This is a genomic window from Anaerotruncus sp. 80, from assembly GCF_009936115.1.
GTDB lineage: Bacteria > Bacillota > Clostridia > Peptostreptococcales > Anaerovoracaceae > Senimuribacter > Senimuribacter intestinalis.
In genome coordinates this window covers 1-16,288 of the sequence record NZ_QWES01000047.1, presented here as the reverse complement: position 1 = coordinate 16,288, position 16,288 = coordinate 1, and the positions used below count along the sequence as shown (strand labels likewise).

Genomic DNA, 16,288 nt, shown 5'->3' with positions numbered 1-16,288 from the left:
GGTAGAGCATCGCCTTGCCAAGGCGAGGGTCGCGAGTTCGAATCTCGTCTTCCGCTCCAATATTTATGCGCGATTGGCGGAATTGGCAGACGCACTAGATTTAGGTTCTAGCGGGCGACCGTGGGGGTTCAAGTCCCTCATCGCGCACCAAAAAATTGTTGAAATCCCAACGTTTATGACGTTGGGATTTTCTTGTATGACGGATAAGTAGATTATTATTTGAATTGAACCACCCTATGCCGAGCGGCACGCAGGGTGGTGTGAAAGGGCTACAAGTTAGCCCCTATTCGATATAAGGCATTCAACCACATTACATTGAGAATTTGTCTTTCGCGCTAATTATGTCAGCGAAAAACAAAACTGAGGCTTATTAAAATTGCTTTGCTGATACATATTCGACTTTTTATAATATCAATAGAGGGGATTATCGAATTCCTTTCCATGCGTGATATGTGTTTGAAATTCTATACACTCTAATCTTTTCTTACATTTTAGATACAATGTCCCAGCGTCAATTTGATAAGTATAGCATACTTCCGTATAGTTGAGTTTGGTCTTTTTAATTGTATTTGAGATAAGGTAGAATAGATATCTCATGGTCACTTGCCTAAAGAAAACAACTTACCAGCAACGAGAACAAGGTGAGTATCCCTGACTTTTTGCTTTACTTAATGAAATCGCATGTTTACTATTCCACAAATAGCCGCACCATGAACGATGATACTTATCACCAGAGTCGGTGATATATACTGTTTGACTGTTAGTGTTTGACACCGATTTTTTTGGTGCAGGTTTCTTTACTTTGCCAGAACGCTATTTACTTAGATAACTGTTATCATAGTCGCTATATGATATCGCTCTGACTTTATAATAATAGCGGGTTCCTTTTTTTATGCTGTAATCTCTATACCAGCTTTCATCATTTGAATCGATATATTTGTATTTTCCATCTTTAGAGGTGGAGCGATAGATATCATATTCGTCAGCATGAGGAACGTAAGCCCAGTCAATTTTAATACTGTTTTTTCCAATATCAATATCTTCGATTACAGGACGTGCTAGGCGATACTCTGCGAATCCGGAAATTGTTGAGGAGAGCATCATGACAATTACTAAAGTTACAGATAGTATTTTTTTCTTCATTTATTCTTTCTCCTTATGTTAGTGTAAATAATAAATTCAATTTAATTATAACATACTATAAAAAAATTGGAATAATTTCACATTGATTCATGAGTAATTTTTGAGAAAATAACACTGTGAAATTTTGGTTTTTACAAAAAAGTATCAAAATCCTACAAAAAAGTGTCAAATTTCGACATAGGGGTTGAATATAACCGCAAACATCCATATAATAATCATATTTCTAGGATATTTATATGGATAAAGTTAGGAGAGGTATTTATGGACAAAAAGGAACATTTGCATCTGGTTGAAAAAGGCTATGTACCAGTGCAGAATTATGTCAACGAGAATCTGATGCAGAACTTGCAGGACAATTCTTCGGAAGAGAAAGAGGCGGCAGTGTGTGATTTTTTCTCGAGTCTTAGAACATACGAGAGTGCTTCACAGCGTTTTCACCAACCTGGCGGAGATGGATATTATATTGTACAGAAGTGTTTACAGAAGTATCTGGACTATAAGTTTATTAAAAAAAATAATCATTTTCGTTTTAATGACTTTTCTGATTATGATGAGGATGATAGAGAGGACAAAAATCTATACACTGAACAGGAGCGACAATTTCAGTATATTCCTGTTCAGCGAAAAAAGGAACCCATGATTGGAACACAAGCTGATATTTATTATCTGCTGTTTGAGGCAGAGCAAGAGTCTGTTGCTTCAAGACGGTGTAAGGATTATGTGAAGTCCAACAAACTTCATCTTACGGCGGTGCTGACTAGTTTGATTGAGAGAGTTGTAACGTCGATGGATAATGACGAACGTAAAAAAATCAGGACCTATGGAAATATTTTACGAACCACATATATGGAGATGGAATACGCAGAAATGGAGATGACGGACTTATATCAGATTTTACACTGCAGTAAAAAACAGTACTACACTGCGCGAAACCATGCAATCACATTGGTGTCTGAAACGCTTTTTGGAATTTTAGCAGGAGAAACAGGTTTGGCAGAATTATATATAAACCAAGACGAAATTATTATACCTTCTATTAAAAGGTGAAAAAGTAATTAATTTACAAAAAAGGAACTTGACAGGGAATCACATATGTGGTAGTATGATAACATAAAATAAATGTAATTAAATTGATTTTATTCCTTTTTATGGAAAACGCGTTTTGCTTTAATCGCAATTTTAGACTGTGAAGCTCAAACGGAATGAGGCTTTTGCTATCTGATGGAAGAGCTTTTGCAATAAATGGAACTTGTACTTAAAACTAAACACTACGCAGAGAAGGCATATCGGATGGTATGCCTTCTTTGTGGGACAATTCAACAGATGTCATGCGACATCTGTTTTTATATAGATAAAATTTTTGAGGAGGTTAAAAAATGTTAAAAAAAGCAAGAAATTATCAGGGAAGACGCGGGTTTGCAATCTTTCTGATTCTTGTTCTTTTGTTAAGCTGTGTTCCGAGAGAGAGTTTTGGAGCAGCAAATGGTTGGAAGGTGGGTGATAAAGCGTATTTTAAGAATGGATCGGAGCTAGTTAGTAGTGATGGTAAGCCATATTATAACTATCACACCAGCGGTCATAGATACGCCTATTGTATTGCGCCAATCAATGGAGGAAAGACTATAAGGGGGTATTGCCTAGAGCGAAATATGGACAATCCACATAACGGCAATACCCAGTATTATGCGAAGACCTGGAATACGGCACTGCGAATTAATAATTACAGTGAGGAGGTGCAGTTGGCGATAAAGACGGCTTTGCTCTATGGCAAGCAGCCACAGTCGACTAAGAAGGATTTAAGTGACTTGCTGGGCGAGTACAGTAGCCATGTGGGTGAATGCAATATGGACGATTGGTGGATTGCGACGCAGACAATTATTTGGGAATTTACAGACGGCTATCGGAAGAGTCTTGCAAGCATTCCTGAAAATCTTGGACAGACCAAAAATGGAAAAGTTGTCTTAGGGACAGTGAATCCAAGCGGTGGAGAAGGCTATGATTTTCACTACAGTGTTCTTCGCAGCAGACCTGCCAGACATATCTATTTTGCAATGCTTCGTGCGATGAAAAAGCATAGAGTAATTCCATCTTTTACGGCGAAGGAAAAGGAACGCACAAAGACCATTTACATGGAGCGGTTGGAAACAAAAGATGGTGGTGTGGTATGGAAAGCGGTAAACTCAGCTTATCGAAAGAAGATGACTGCCGAAGAAAGAGCAGAGGCCAGAACAAAAAGTGATTATTATTTGCTTAAAGACAGCAATTTCTGCCAGCAGGCGTTGAAAGTGGTAAAGACGAAAGACGGAGAAGATTCAACGCAGAAAGCATATCGTTTTACAGTGGAGAAAGGAGGTTACGCGCTTACCTATACAGAAAAATCATTGCCAGGCGTGGTGCTGCACGGAAAGAAAAGCATTCCTGAATCGGTGACCGATGAACTTTTGGTTTGGCAGAATTCGCCCAGTAATCAGCCACTACAAACCATTGCTATCGGTGGTGATGACCCAGTAGACTTTTATTTTAAGATGAAGGAAATAGAAGATGATGATGAGAAAGAAGAGGACGAGCTTCCTAACTTACCGGCTTTTACCTTTGATACTGAAAAGCAGGACTATAATCCGGGTTGGGACGAAGATGGCGATGGTATACACACCGGTATGGGAGATGCTGCACTGGATAGTGAGATTTCGCTGTATCTGGACGATGCGCTGATAGACAGCAGGCAGCTGACCGTTTTTGGTTCTACAGAAAATAATCCTTTTGTGTTTACACCTTGGGAGGACGTAAGCGAACTGGATTTTGAGGAAAAGAAGACTCGCAATGAGGATGGTGTTTTGCAGTATACGGACTATTACTGGCGCGGTGAGAAATCGGTCATGACGAGAGAAACTGGGATTCCTGTGGGTAGACATGGAGAAAATGCAACGGGCGGCAATGGCGCGCGTAGCCATGGCGTGATTACCTATTTTGCGCACCGGCGAGATTACGGGAAAATTGAGTATAGAATTACTTATGAGGGTGAAGACGGAAAAGGAGCAGTACTGACAGATTCTGCGGATATCGATTTGGAAAATCCACAACAAATGCGTGATGAAATAGGCAGTTTTGCTTATTCTAACGATGTCTACAGAGGTGATTTGCAGCTGGTAAAGACGAAAGATGACCTGGACCCTTTTACGGATAGAGGAAATGGTGATAATGGAAAAAAAGACTACAGCACCAGTTCAAAATGGACCATTCGATTGGAATCAGAGGGGGCTGAGAACTGTCCTTATGTTAGAGTACTTGATAAAGGCGTGACGCAGGATTCTTATCAGAAATATACCCATACCTATCAGGTAGCAAAAGACGGAAGTGGGGTACCTGCTGATTCAAGCCATCCTCTGACCTTGTCTAAGGACGGGCAGCTTTATGTAAAAGGGCTTCCTTACGGAACCTACGTGGTAGAAGAAATTGCAGCTGACAGTGAAGGCTATGTGCTGGAATCCTTTCGCATTATTATTTCGGAGGATGGGCAAGCTGAGTCAATCGCTGTAAATAATCAGGCGAAAAAGAATAAGATAAAGGTGGTAAAGACCAATCAATTGACCGGTAAAACAGTAAGATGGGACGCAGCACGGACAGCTTTTCAGATTCGATATCTGGGTAATCCTGATTTGTCGGATCCTACAATATCGCCAAACTATGGCAGATGGCTTCCAAATGGAATCGGTTATACTGATGAAAGTCAGAACTATACATTTTATGCCAATGAGAATGGAGAAATTGTACTTCCTTACGAACTGGAATATGGTATTTATGAGCTGCGGGAACTGGTTGTTCCTGAGGGATACTATGTGGGCGCTTTTGATGAAAAAGGAATTGGAACTGTAGCGGATATGGGAAAAGTTGAAATCATCGATCACAGAGGAATGTCAGTGAAGCCGCCTAAATCTTTTCTTGAAACGGTAAAAGTGGCCGATAAGGAGGGAGAGCCAGTCACCAATTTTTCTGGAGACAGTGAAACTACCTATAATTCCTATACTTTTTCTGTGCTGGAACAGTCGCCGCATGAAGACGGAAAGAATTACATCAAGTACTATGCTATTTTGGAGATTGCGAATAATCCAGTTATGGGAAAAATCAGCCTTACAAAAGAGGGAGAACGACTGACCGGCTGGAAAGAGAACGGCGGCCTTTGGCAGGCAGTCTTCGAGAAGGCAGCGCTGAAAGACGCAGTCTTTGAAATCTATGCGGCGGAAGATATCTTGCAGTCAGATGGTGTTGCGCCTGTAAAAGTGTACGACGCTGAAACGGGTCATGAGCTATCCTTTGAAAAGACTTATCGAGACCACGGAGAAGTTGATAATGCAAAGGAAAGGTGGAAGCTTGCGTTGAAGGAGGGCGGTAGTGTTTTGCGAGTCAGCGACAAAGGCACTTTACAGGATTTTGGACGCGCCAACAGGACAGTGACAGAATATCAGGTAAAAACAGCAGATGGAGCGAGCTTTACTGATAGTTTTGCTGCACGTGATGAAAAGAAAAAGATGACCTATCGTTATCGAGTCGAGTATAAGATGAATTATGCCAAAGGCGGATTTTGCTATACCGATGTACACCTTTGGAAGGATTCGATTTCGGATGACTATCTGCCGGAAATTCCGATGACAGAGCCGGTATTGAAAAGCGGAAACCAGAGTGTCGGCATTGTGACAATGCATTATGAAGACGGTAATCGAGTGCGCGTCAATGCACTTGAGGGCGAAAAGGGTTTAGATGAAGAAGAAATTACCGGTATTTTTGGCGCATACGGCATAGATGATATCGCCGCAAAACCGGTAAATGCGTATGGCGGAGAGAGCAGTGACAAGAAGTTTGCAGCGGCAGTGGTGCTGCCGGCGGGCTGGAGTCAGGTTGACAGAGATGATGTTTACTTGGCAACCGATGGAAAAGAAAATTACCAAATTCTTGTAAAAGAAGGGCTTTTGGAACGATGGATTCCTTGTGATAAGGAGGGGAGATTCTATAAATCCTTCACACAGGAGTACTCTTTTACGTTGGCGCAGCATTATCAAAGTGATAATGGGTTTACTTTAAATTGGGATGAAGAAATCGGTATGAAAACTTTTGCAAATCATCAGATGGAGACTGCTGTAACCGAGATTTTTTGCAGTGAGAAAAACAGTCCTAAAATTGTAACTTCAAAGGGCTGGAGCAGTAAGCGGCAGAAGGATAAAGTGGTACTTACAGCAGCACCCATAGAAATGGCACCGATATATTTTCTGAACTATGACGGAATCAGAACAGAGATGTTTCTTTCCGGAAAGCAGACTCATACAAAGATAACTTTAACAGAATCTCAGGTTTCACAGTTTGAAAGAGTATTACCAGAAATTTCCTATAAAGGGAAAGTGGTACCGTGGTATGAAGGGCTGCGGGATAATAAGCGTTTCTATGAATGTCTCTTTGATGAAAATACTTATGTTAGAGCTAAGAGACATGCGCCAGGGTCAGAAAACAAGAGCGGTTACTATACCATAGAGATGGTTTCAAATGCAGCAGTCGAAGAGGAATGCTTTCATATTACGTATCCCGATACGACTGAGGCCACAGCTTTAACAGGAGAGAATGGCAGTAGCGGGATTTTACGTTTTTCTTCCTGCGACGGCACAATGATTTATCCGGCGGGAAAGCCTGTGGAAGTGATTCGAAGCGGGGAGAATGGAATTGCACAATCGGGACTGCTGCCGCTAGGAACTTACTGGGTTCGAGAAATTTCTACGACAGAAGGTTTTGTGAATCAGGGGCAGTGGACCCAAATGCAGGTAAACTATGAAAATCAGTATACACCATTGGTTTGGGACACGGCAACTTATGAGAATGAGGCGGTAACTGTACAAATTGATCTGGAAAAACTTTTTGAAACCAGCTATAAAAGCGGTACCTATCAAAAGGGAAGCGGCGCTGTTTTTGGTATTTATACAGCGGAACATATGGGTATTGCGCCTGATACCTTAGTCGGAAAGATGGTAGTGACGGACGGTCAAGCGTCGGCAGCGATAAAACTTCCTTTGGGCAAATATTATATTAAAGAAACCTCAGCGCCTGAAGGATATAAAGTAAATCATACCAAGTACTATTTTGACGTGGCAGATATTTTTTCGGCGGACCGATTTCATTTTGACTATCAGCAGATGGGTGTTTCAGGTACGGTTACCCAAAATGGAAAATTAGGAACAGTCATTGACTTTGATACTCTCTACCGCTATGAGTCGGCGGTGGTAAATATTGATGGTAAGGACTATAGACTCGATGAAGATGCAGAGAACGAAACTGTAAAAATCTCTGTACGGGGTGGCAGAACCAATACGCAGGTACATATAAAAAATGGAAAAACTGCGGTGCTCCGTTTGGAAAATGACGCAGTGATGCAGGTAAAAGCAGATGGACTTTGCTATAAGGTGAAACTGGAAGGTCCTATGCCTGTGTATCAGATAGGAGAGGCAAGTGAAAACTTCGACGTTACTGCTGATCAAGGTACGACAACCATTTCCTATACACCGAAGGTAATTCGGAATAATTGGATTACAGAAGTGACTTGGTTTAGAGAAAATCAGGAGAATTTGCCAACGCAGCTGGAAGTAACTTCGCAGAAAGGAAGTTCCAGCATCTTAGTGACGACCGATGAATCGAAGGATAACGGTGCAGTTTTATTGATTGCGCAGGGAAGGTTGACAGGCATAATGGTTGATGGAAAGCAAGTTGCTCAGGCGCAAGCCCTTACCTTAGAGAAAGAACAGTCGATTCTTTGGAATTTTGCAGACGGCATAACTTTCGCTGCAGAGATGGACCTATCGGGAAATCTTTATTTAAGCGCAAGCGGCGAGGGCAGCAGTGGGGTAAATGAAGAAACGGCTGTTTGCAGAATTACTGCAGACGGGAATGAAAAACTGCCAAAGTCTGTTCAGGTGAAAAATACGCAAGCAAAAACCTACGAACGAAATCACAGTGATACCAAGGTGTTATCCATTGAGATTACTGGGGTGAAGAATGAGCGACTGCCGGAAAAATCGGAAAAGCCGCAGATTCCGGAAAAGCCGGAAGAACCGAAGTACGGAAGTCTAAGACTGACGAAAGTGGATAGTGAGACGGGAGATGTCCTTGCTGGAGCAGAATTTGCTATCTCAAATGAAGAGGGAGAAATTCTTTACAAAAAAATGACGGGCAGAGATGGTCTTCTAGTGATTGAACAGCTGAAGCCGGGGATTTATTACTATCGGGAAACAAAAGCACCTTCCGGATATCTCATAGATGAGAAGGAACACGCATTCTGTATCACAGGAGATGGAGAGGCGCTGCGTGTTACTGTGAAGAATACTATGAAAAAAAGAACCGATGTGGGTGTAGAATTTCCAGAAGATCCTGTACCAAAGGATGGGAAAAGTCCAAAGACTGGGGATACAAATCGGATTCTGCTTTACATGGCACTGATTCTGGCAGGTGTTAGTGCATTAGTTGTTAGCATTAGAAGATTGAAATAAGCATATTTTTTATTCTTTAATTCAAATTTCCTAAACAATAAAAATTTCCTTTACTTACTATATTTACAAAGCAAAAGAGCCTTTGGGATTCTTTCCCAAAGGCTCTTTTGTGCTGATTTTTACTTGATGGTTGCTGTGATATATTCGCTGTATAGTTTTTGTCCGCAGGATTTTTTGAAAGGTCTAATTCTGATGTATTTGCACTGCGTAGAGGCAGACTTTGCAGTAGAAATCTTGGCGGCAACAGTTTTGCCGGAAGAGACTGTCTTCTTTGCAACAATTTTGCTAAAGCTCTTGGTATCACTGATTTGAATCTCATAACCGGAATTGCGGCTGTCGCCTTTCCATTTCGCAGTGACTGATTTCTTATCAGAAGTGCGGGAGGCCGACAGATTGGTACAGGCGGCAGGAGTGACGCTTACCTTGACCTTATAGATGACAGAACAGTATTTACCGGATTCGGGAACCTTTATGGTGATGGTTGCCGTGCCGGGACCGGTAATTTTAGAAAGGCCTGTCTTTTTATCTACTTTGATGACTTTGTTGGCAGAAGACGAGTAGGAAGCCTGAAAGCCGGATTTTCCGGCGGCATAAAAGTCCGGGGAACTGAGCTTCTTTGTCAATGAGAAGTTGCCGGGAAAGCTAGGCGTCTCCATCTTGGAAAATCGAGGAAAGTAGGACGCAGTGGTTTTCGGTAGGCGATAATATACTAACTTTTCCATGACTTTGTAGCGGCTGGTGCCATAGAGGAATTTAATATAATCCTTTATCTCGTTTTTAAAGTATTTCTCTGTGAGATTGCGATAAGCGGGATTGTCATAAGACGGAATCAGGTCATAATAATAGACGCCATCAATTGTGATGCGAATGACCTCCACGTTATACGCCCCAATGGAAAGTTTTTTGCCGCTTTTGTCATAGAAACCGTCAAAATACCAGCCGGCATTTGGCTTTACGATGATTCCTCGGTCGATTAAAGCGCTGAATTTGTGACTTACACTGCTGTCAATGCGGCAGCTGTCTCGGTAGGTGTCTTTGCCCTGATAAAAAAATTTTAGGTTATCATCGTAAGTCATGTAAAGACTTCCGCCTTTTGCTGGCTGCAGTGATACCTGGTAGTATACGCTGCTCGCTGCATTTGCATGCACTGTGGTAGATGCAAATACGGTGATACACATGGACATGCAGAGCAGGCATACTGCTGCTAGAGAAAATAGTTTGCTTTTCATAAATATACCTCCTGAAATTTTATTTGGGATATTTACGATAAAGGTGAATGGAGTTTCATTATACACGGAGAGTATGGGGAAAACAATGTAAAAAACTTTTTTATGGGAATCTGCAAAAATGGGAATGAACTAAATTACACAGGTTACAGTTGCATTTTATTGTGATTTTCTGTAAAATAAAAAATGTTAAACTGAAGATATTTGACTAAGTATAAAGAAAGGGAAACCAGCATGAACAGATTATATCAACTGGAGCAAAAGCTTGATGCAGTGATTTGTGCTCAAGAAGGAAAGTTTTCTGAACGTGACGAGACGTTGGATTGGGAGCGTCTGCATATGGCTTCATCAGCGAGAATTGCGTGGATTCTTGCCTTAAAGCGGGGCGCGGACCCGGAACTTTCAGCTTGTGCGGCCTGTGTGCACGATTTTGGAAGGATTCTGACCGGAAAACAGGCAGGACATGCAGAAGCGGGCTACGCGCCTGTGAAAGCATTTCTGAAAGAGACCGGTCTGTTTTCGGCAGAGGAGATTGAGGATATCGCCTGTGCGGTAAAAAACCACAGCAGAAAGACAGAGGCCGGAACCACAATCGAGGAAATCGTAAAGGACGCTGATGTTATCGATTGTTATCAGTATGGAATGCCTTTTGACAGACCGGAAAAGGAAGTGCGTTATTTGAAGTGGAGGAAGGAATATGGAATCTAGCATGGAATACAGCAAGGTGGATCCCAAGGCAATTAAGAGTTGGCGCATCGGCAGGGGAATTTTCTTTCTGATTGTTTTGGCGATGGCAGTTCCGGGCGAGATTGCGCTGGGATTTTTGGCATGGGAATCAATCTGGAAAGTACTCATTATGGCAGTGATAGGGCTTTTCGTCTGTTATCTGGCAGTTGGGCTGGTCGTTTTTCCTATCATTGAATACAAGCAGTGGGGATATAACGTTGAAGAGGACAAGGTGGTTATTCGCCATGGTATTTTCTTCATCAAAAAAACCATTATCCCCATCATCAGAATACAGAATATTACGGTCTCTCAAGGACCAATCAACAGAAAGCTGGGGCTTTTTGAGGTGGAGATGGCTCTGGCCAGCGGCAGCTTTTCCATTGAAGGTTTGGATAAGGAAACGGCTGATGCAATCAGCGAGAACCTGAAAGCAAAGCTGTACCGACGCATTTCTGAGAAAGGGGTTCTATAATGGAGTTTGGACCAAAGAGGGGACATCCGATTTTTATCGTTGAGAACTTTTTCAAAGACTTTTCTCTGCTTTTGATTGCTGTCGTAATTGGGCTGATTCAGGGTGACATGCGAGTGCTCTATGAAAATATCGGAGTGCTTGTGGTGGTACTTCTCGGACCGATTCAGAGAATTGTCCAGTATTTTACAACATATTATACAGTTGACAGTGAAAAATTAACTGTAAAAAGCGGACTTTTTAAGAAAAACCAGCTGGAACTTCCGCTATCCACCATAACTACTGTGGATTTTTCGCAGAATGTGCTTCATCAGGTCTTTGGCGTATACCGGCTCAATGTGGACAATGCTAGCAATATTTCCAACACGAATACGAAGGTGCGCATGACTTTTGCAAAGGAGGATGCCTTTGTTGTCAGGGATTTGCTGATTTCTGGCAGAAAAGGGCTCGATGGCTTTAATCTTGGTGAAGAAGGAGCAGCCCTTGCCGGCACCGAGGGAAAAAGAATTAAAGTATCTGCAGGTGATTTAATGCTGCTCGGGCTTTTGAAATCCAAAGGACTTTTTTTTCTGCAGATGTTTACTGTAGTAACTTCTGCATTGGCGTTGTTCAGCGTGTCGCTGAGCAATCTGTTGGCTGAATCCGTGGCTGACACGATTTACACCATGGGAATCGGTATGACGGCTGCGATACTGCTTCTTATCACTTTTGTAATTTCTTTCATCTGCGGCATGATTGGCAGCCTGATTCGTTATTATGGATTTGAAATTCTGGATAACGGCGAGGCGATAAAGATTCAGTATGGCCTTTTGACAAAGAAAAAATATACGATACAGAAAAATAGGATAAGCGGTTTTTTTTACGATCAGTCGTTCTTTATGCGGTTGCTCGGTGTGGGAAGCCTGAATCTTTTTGCAATCGGCTACGGCGTCGGTGATAATGAGAGTAGCGAGGAACCGATGGTGTTTCCCCTTCTGAAGGCAGATAAGGTGCGCCAAGCTATGGCAGAGATTCTGCCTCAGATGTTGGAGGAGTCTGTATATCACAAGCCGAAAAAGGGATCGCTGCACTACTTTTTCTATGGTCTGGGCTTTATACTGGCGCTAATTGCTGCAGGTGTATCTATCTACTGTACGATGTATGTGGACTACTGTCAGCAGGTCTGGATTTTAGGCGCGTTGATTTTGTTCTACAGTGTAACAGGAAGAGTACTTGAGTATAAAAATGCCGCCATCTATGGAAATTTCGAAAACATTTCTCTGAGTTATGGCGGATTTAGAAAGATAACTATTTTTGTAAAAGCAACCCATGTGGAAAGTGTTACGGCAAAAGCAAGCAGATGGAAAGAAAGAAAAGGTGTTGCCAGCGTGACAGTCAGCTATCTGGCACCTCTTGCTGCTGCCAACAAGGTGGCAAAGAATGTGCCCATAGAGGCTTTTGACGAGGTGAAGACAAAGCTAATTTATTAATCTTTTATGGACAAAGTTTGAAAAAAAGTCAGAAGGAATGCGTTGATTTCCATATAATTGATGGTGCCGCGATCTTCTGCAATGAGGTATCCGTCTACAACAGACGGGTACTTTTTAATTGGTTCCGTATTTCCTTCAAGAATCGCCTGTGCGTCGAAGAATAATGCGCCGGCTTCTGCAGTGCATGGAATGTTCAGCTCGAAATCGCCGCTATGGCTGTCCATGGTCAGGGAATAAGGTTTTTCAGCAGTGGGAAAGGCAATATAGTCCTTTGGGGTGCTGCGCTGCCAGCCGCAAACGCAAAGACTGCGTCCCTGAAAGGAAATTTTCTGTATCAGCACATTGCCTGCGAGAAAGCCCAGCTTGTACATAGCTCTGTGAAAGTCAGTCATTGCAATGACTGGGAGCAGTTTGTAAAGCTGAATCAAATCGTCGTGATTGTGGAGAAGGATGGTCTTTTCCAACGCAAAAGCATGGGTCTGCATGTACTGTTCGTAGAGTGCAACGCTTTCTCCGCCGGAGATTTCATCGTCTCTGCTGCCTGCCAGTCCCATGAAAATTTCTACAGTCTTTTGCTTCAGATTAGGCAGAGTCTGACGCAAATTGGAATGCCCCTGGATGACAAGGAACAAATCCAGGTTATAAACGGACGGCTGAAAGGAAAGTCCGTATTTTTTTGCGCGAGTTTCCATAAAGGGCATGTCAAAGTGCTTTCCGTTGTAGGTAATGATGTAGTCCACGGAATTCAGGATTTTCAGCGTTTTTTCAATGATTTCTTTCTCGTCGTCAGTTTCATTTGCGAAATACTGAATGACCTGACAGCTTTCGCCTTTGCGAAGAAGGATTCCTGTGAGAATGACCTTGCATTTTGTGGGGGACAGTCCAGTAGTCTCTATATCAAAGACCGCAAAGCTGCGCTCTCCGAAGTAGGTATCGAACAGCTTTGCTGTATATGGATTCAATGTTAGAGTATCTGTAATCATTTTCATGAAGTGCCTCTTTCAATTATACATGTGATAAAAACAAAATAGACCGCAGGGGTGCAGTCTACTTTGTTCAAAAGGGGTATTGGGATTAGAGATTAATGAGGTTATCAGGGGGATAACCACAATTGAATTATAACTGAGTTTGAAGAAAAATGCAAGCATAAATATAAAAAAAGTGAAAAAAGAAAGTTTTTTGTCGAACGAATTAGCCCCTTTTTGTGTATATTGACCAGTATAATAGAGAAAATGATAATTTTATTAGGAGGAAAACAATATGGAAATATTAAAGGTTTCAGCTAAGTCGAATCCAAATTCGGTAGCAGGGGCGTTAGCAGGTGTTTTAAGAGAGAAAGGTGGTGCAGAAGTGCAGGCAATTGGCGCAGGGGCGCTGAATCAAGCCATTAAAGCCACAGCCATAGCAAGAGGTTTTGTTGCACCAAGCGGAATTGATCTGGTTTGCGTGCCAGCATTTACTGATATTCAGATTGAGGGAGAGGAAAGAACGGCAATCAAGCTGATTGTAGAGCCGAGATAAGCGGCAGCATGCAGCCGTAAAACATAAAGGGAACTTGATTTTTTCAAGTTCCCTATTTTAATTCGGAAAAATAAATGGTATACTTAAATATATCAACAATTCGAAGGGGGACACGCTATGATTTTTGAAGAAGAGACCATCAGCACAGAGCGAATTTACGAGGGTGCAATTCTAAATTTGCGAAGAGACAAGGTGACTGTTATGGAGGGGGAATCTTTTCGAGAGATAGTGGAGCACAGAGGCGGTGCAGTGATCGCCGCTGTAAAAGATGATGGCAATATGGTTATGGTAAAGCAGTTCAGAAAGCCGGCGGAGCGGGTTATGCTGGAAGTGCCTGCAGGTAAAATTGATGAAGGCGAGATGAACCCAGAAAAAACTGCTCTGCGGGAACTTCGGGAAGAGACTGGCTATAGAGCCTCGTCCATTCGCCTTCTGACCAGAATGTACCCTTCGGTTGGTTATTCCGAGGAAACTTTATATATCTATCTTTGCACAGGCCTTACGGCGGGAGAGACAGATTTTGACGAGAATGAGGCTATCGACATCGAGGAATATTCCATTGACACACTATACCGCATGGTGATGGAAGGAAAAATCGAGGACGGCAAGTCGCAGGTTGCCATTCTTATGGTGAAAGGACTCCTAGAAGAAGGACGGCTTCCAGTACGCTAGAACAGATGAGACAGGCGAGACAGCATAGAAACTGGAGCAGGAATCTGGGCATGCCGTGCTTTAAGGCAGATGGATTCTGATAGTTCTTTTTTACAAAGACAGCTGTTTCTATTGAAATAATTGTAAGTGCAACGTAGACAGGTATCTTAAACAGACCTCTGGGCAGCAGCACGCAGGAGGTCAGAACGAAAGCGTTTTTTGCAGAGGACGCAAGAAGATAGGCCGCAGAAAAGCCGAGGGAAAATGTTTTTCCAACGACAATGCAGGGTACCAGCGGCAAAAGAAACACACTGCAGGAAAAAAGCAGTGCAGCGCAGACGGTAATCATATCGTTTTTTAGATAATCCAGAATACCGGTACCTACCGAGGGCAGATCCTGGGTGAGAGAAGTTCCCTCTATGGGAATGACAATCTGGGTAAAAATCCCGGTAGAAAAACTGATTATCAGTATCATCAGCGGAATGATAAACATTTTCTTTTGCATAGACGAGCCTCCTTTATAATTCAATTTATGCTGCATGTGAAGAAGTATGATAAGAAAATGAGATAGAAAGATGGAGAAAGATATATGGAACTTTATGGCTTTATTACATACCTGAAAGAAGAAAAAAAGAGTTCTGACAATACCTGTGAGGCTTATATGCGCGATATCAAGGCCTTTGGGGAATTTTTACAGAGGAGAGGTATCGTAGCCCTTGAAAAAGCAGGAAGCAATGACGTGGCCGCTTACATGATGGAACTGAAGAATTCTGGAAAGTCCAAGGCGACCATCAATCGAAAGCTTTCTTCCATCAGAACGTACTATAAGTTTTTGATTAAAAAGGGGATGATGAAGGAAAATCCGACCGAGGACATTAAGTCGCCGAGAATAGAGCGCAGGGAACTTGATTATCTGACTATTGAGGAAGTGGAGACTTTGCTGCTCGCGCCGGACGAATCGATTAAAGGCATACGCGACCGGGCGATTTTGGAGGTGCTTTATGCGACTGGAATCAGAGTCAGCGAAATCATTGAGCTTAGGTTAAAGGATATTAACCTGCGCATGGGGTTTTTGACTTTAAACGGTGCACATGGCAGGGCCAGAATTGTACCTATGGGTTCGATGGCAAGAAGAGCGTTGGATCATTACATTTTGAGCAGTCGTCCGGCTCTGATGAAAGACGGTACGCCAGATGATCCGGAAAGCATTCTCTTTGTCAATTATTTAGGCGAAGCCTTTTCCAGACAGGGCTTTTGGAAGCTGATGAAGCAGTACGGCAGGCAGGTAGGCCTTGAGGACAGGCTGACGCCGCATATTCTCAGGACTTCTTTTGCGGTACATATGGTGCAAAACGGTGCAGATCTGAAATCCCTGCAGGAACTGATGGGTCATGAGGATATCATGGCGACTAGAATTTATCTGTCGGTGACGAAGAATCGGATTAAAGATGTGTATGACAAAACCCACCCGAGAGCATAAAAAACTCTGTCAACCGTAATTGAAAAAGTCCAAAAATAAGTGCAATATTAGCACCAAAAAGCAAGGGTTACCGTGAGCAGTTA

Annotated in this window: 12 protein-coding genes and 1 tRNA gene; 9 read left to right on the top strand and 4 right to left on the bottom strand. The window is 42.5% G+C overall.

The window, feature by feature from the left end:
• The first annotated feature begins 67 nt into the window (after positions 1-67).
• Positions 68-150 (top strand) — tRNA-Leu (locus D1155_RS15220).
• 663 nt (positions 151-813) lie between these two features.
• Here the strand turns inward: D1155_RS15220 and D1155_RS15215 are convergent.
• Positions 814-1,143, bottom strand: a complete 330-nt coding sequence (locus D1155_RS15215) for a hypothetical protein (RefSeq protein WP_160203263.1) — start codon at positions 1,141-1,143, stop codon at positions 814-816.
• Between the two features lie 261 nt (positions 1,144-1,404).
• Between D1155_RS15215 and D1155_RS15210 the strand changes: the two genes are divergently transcribed.
• Complete coding sequence (locus D1155_RS15210) at positions 1,405-2,190, top strand: hypothetical protein (RefSeq protein WP_160203262.1); 786 nt, start codon at positions 1,405-1,407, stop codon at positions 2,188-2,190.
• Positions 2,191-2,519: 329 nt separating this feature from the next.
• Positions 2,520-8,663, top strand: a complete 6,144-nt coding sequence (locus tag D1155_RS15205; protein WP_160203261.1) for a SpaA isopeptide-forming pilin-related protein — start codon at positions 2,520-2,522, stop codon at positions 8,661-8,663.
• A gap of 119 nt (positions 8,664-8,782) precedes the next feature.
• On the opposite strand, the gene D1155_RS15200 is transcribed toward D1155_RS15205, so the two are convergent.
• Positions 8,783-9,892, bottom strand: a complete 1,110-nt coding sequence (locus tag D1155_RS15200) for a hypothetical protein (protein ID WP_160203260.1) — start codon at positions 9,890-9,892, stop codon at positions 8,783-8,785.
• Positions 9,893-10,123: 231 nt separating this feature from the next.
• Between D1155_RS15200 and D1155_RS15195 the strand changes: the two genes are divergently transcribed.
• From D1155_RS15195 to D1155_RS15185, 3 genes are read left to right on the top strand one after another with little or no spacing between them, the layout of a single operon-like run.
• Positions 10,124-10,597, top strand: coding sequence for an HD domain-containing protein (locus tag D1155_RS15195; protein ID WP_160203259.1), 474 nt, complete (start codon positions 10,124-10,126; stop codon positions 10,595-10,597).
• The gene (locus D1155_RS15190; protein WP_160203258.1) at positions 10,587-11,087 is read left to right on the top strand and encodes a PH domain-containing protein; all 501 of its coding nucleotides are present in this window, start codon (positions 10,587-10,589) and stop codon (positions 11,085-11,087) included. Before D1155_RS15195 ends, D1155_RS15190 begins: the two co-directional genes overlap by 11 nt.
• On the top strand, positions 11,087-12,553 hold the full coding sequence (locus D1155_RS15185) for a PH domain-containing protein (protein ID WP_160203257.1): 1,467 nt from the start codon (positions 11,087-11,089) through the stop codon (positions 12,551-12,553). Before D1155_RS15190 ends, D1155_RS15185 begins: the two co-directional genes overlap by 1 nt.
• Here D1155_RS15185 and D1155_RS15180 read toward each other — a convergent pair.
• Positions 12,550-13,542 (bottom strand): ribonuclease H-like domain-containing protein, encoded by a 993-nt coding sequence (locus tag D1155_RS15180; protein ID WP_160203256.1) that lies wholly within the window; start codon positions 13,540-13,542, stop codon positions 12,550-12,552. The genes D1155_RS15185 and D1155_RS15180 overlap by 4 nt on opposite strands.
• Before the next feature lie 271 nt (positions 13,543-13,813).
• Between D1155_RS15180 and D1155_RS15175 the strand changes: the two genes are divergently transcribed.
• Both D1155_RS15175 and D1155_RS15170 read left to right on the top strand, forming a co-directional pair.
• Positions 13,814-14,074, top strand: a complete 261-nt coding sequence (locus D1155_RS15175; RefSeq protein ID WP_160203255.1) for a stage V sporulation protein S — start codon at positions 13,814-13,816, stop codon at positions 14,072-14,074.
• Between the two features lie 117 nt (positions 14,075-14,191).
• A complete protein-coding gene (locus tag D1155_RS15170) occupies positions 14,192-14,746 on the top strand; it encodes an NUDIX hydrolase (RefSeq protein ID WP_160203254.1) in 555 nt (184 codons plus the stop codon).
• Here the strand turns inward: D1155_RS15170 and D1155_RS15165 are convergent.
• Positions 14,700-15,230 (bottom strand): stage II sporulation protein M, encoded by a 531-nt coding sequence (locus D1155_RS15165; RefSeq protein ID WP_160203253.1) that lies wholly within the window; start codon positions 15,228-15,230, stop codon positions 14,700-14,702. The genes D1155_RS15170 and D1155_RS15165 overlap by 47 nt on opposite strands.
• Positions 15,231-15,314: 84 nt before the next feature.
• Between D1155_RS15165 and D1155_RS15160 the strand changes: the two genes are divergently transcribed.
• Positions 15,315-16,205: a tyrosine recombinase gene (locus D1155_RS15160; RefSeq protein ID WP_160203252.1), complete on the top strand. Its 891-nt coding sequence runs from the start codon at positions 15,315-15,317 to the stop codon at positions 16,203-16,205.
• The last annotated feature ends 83 nt before the right edge of the window (positions 16,206-16,288 follow it).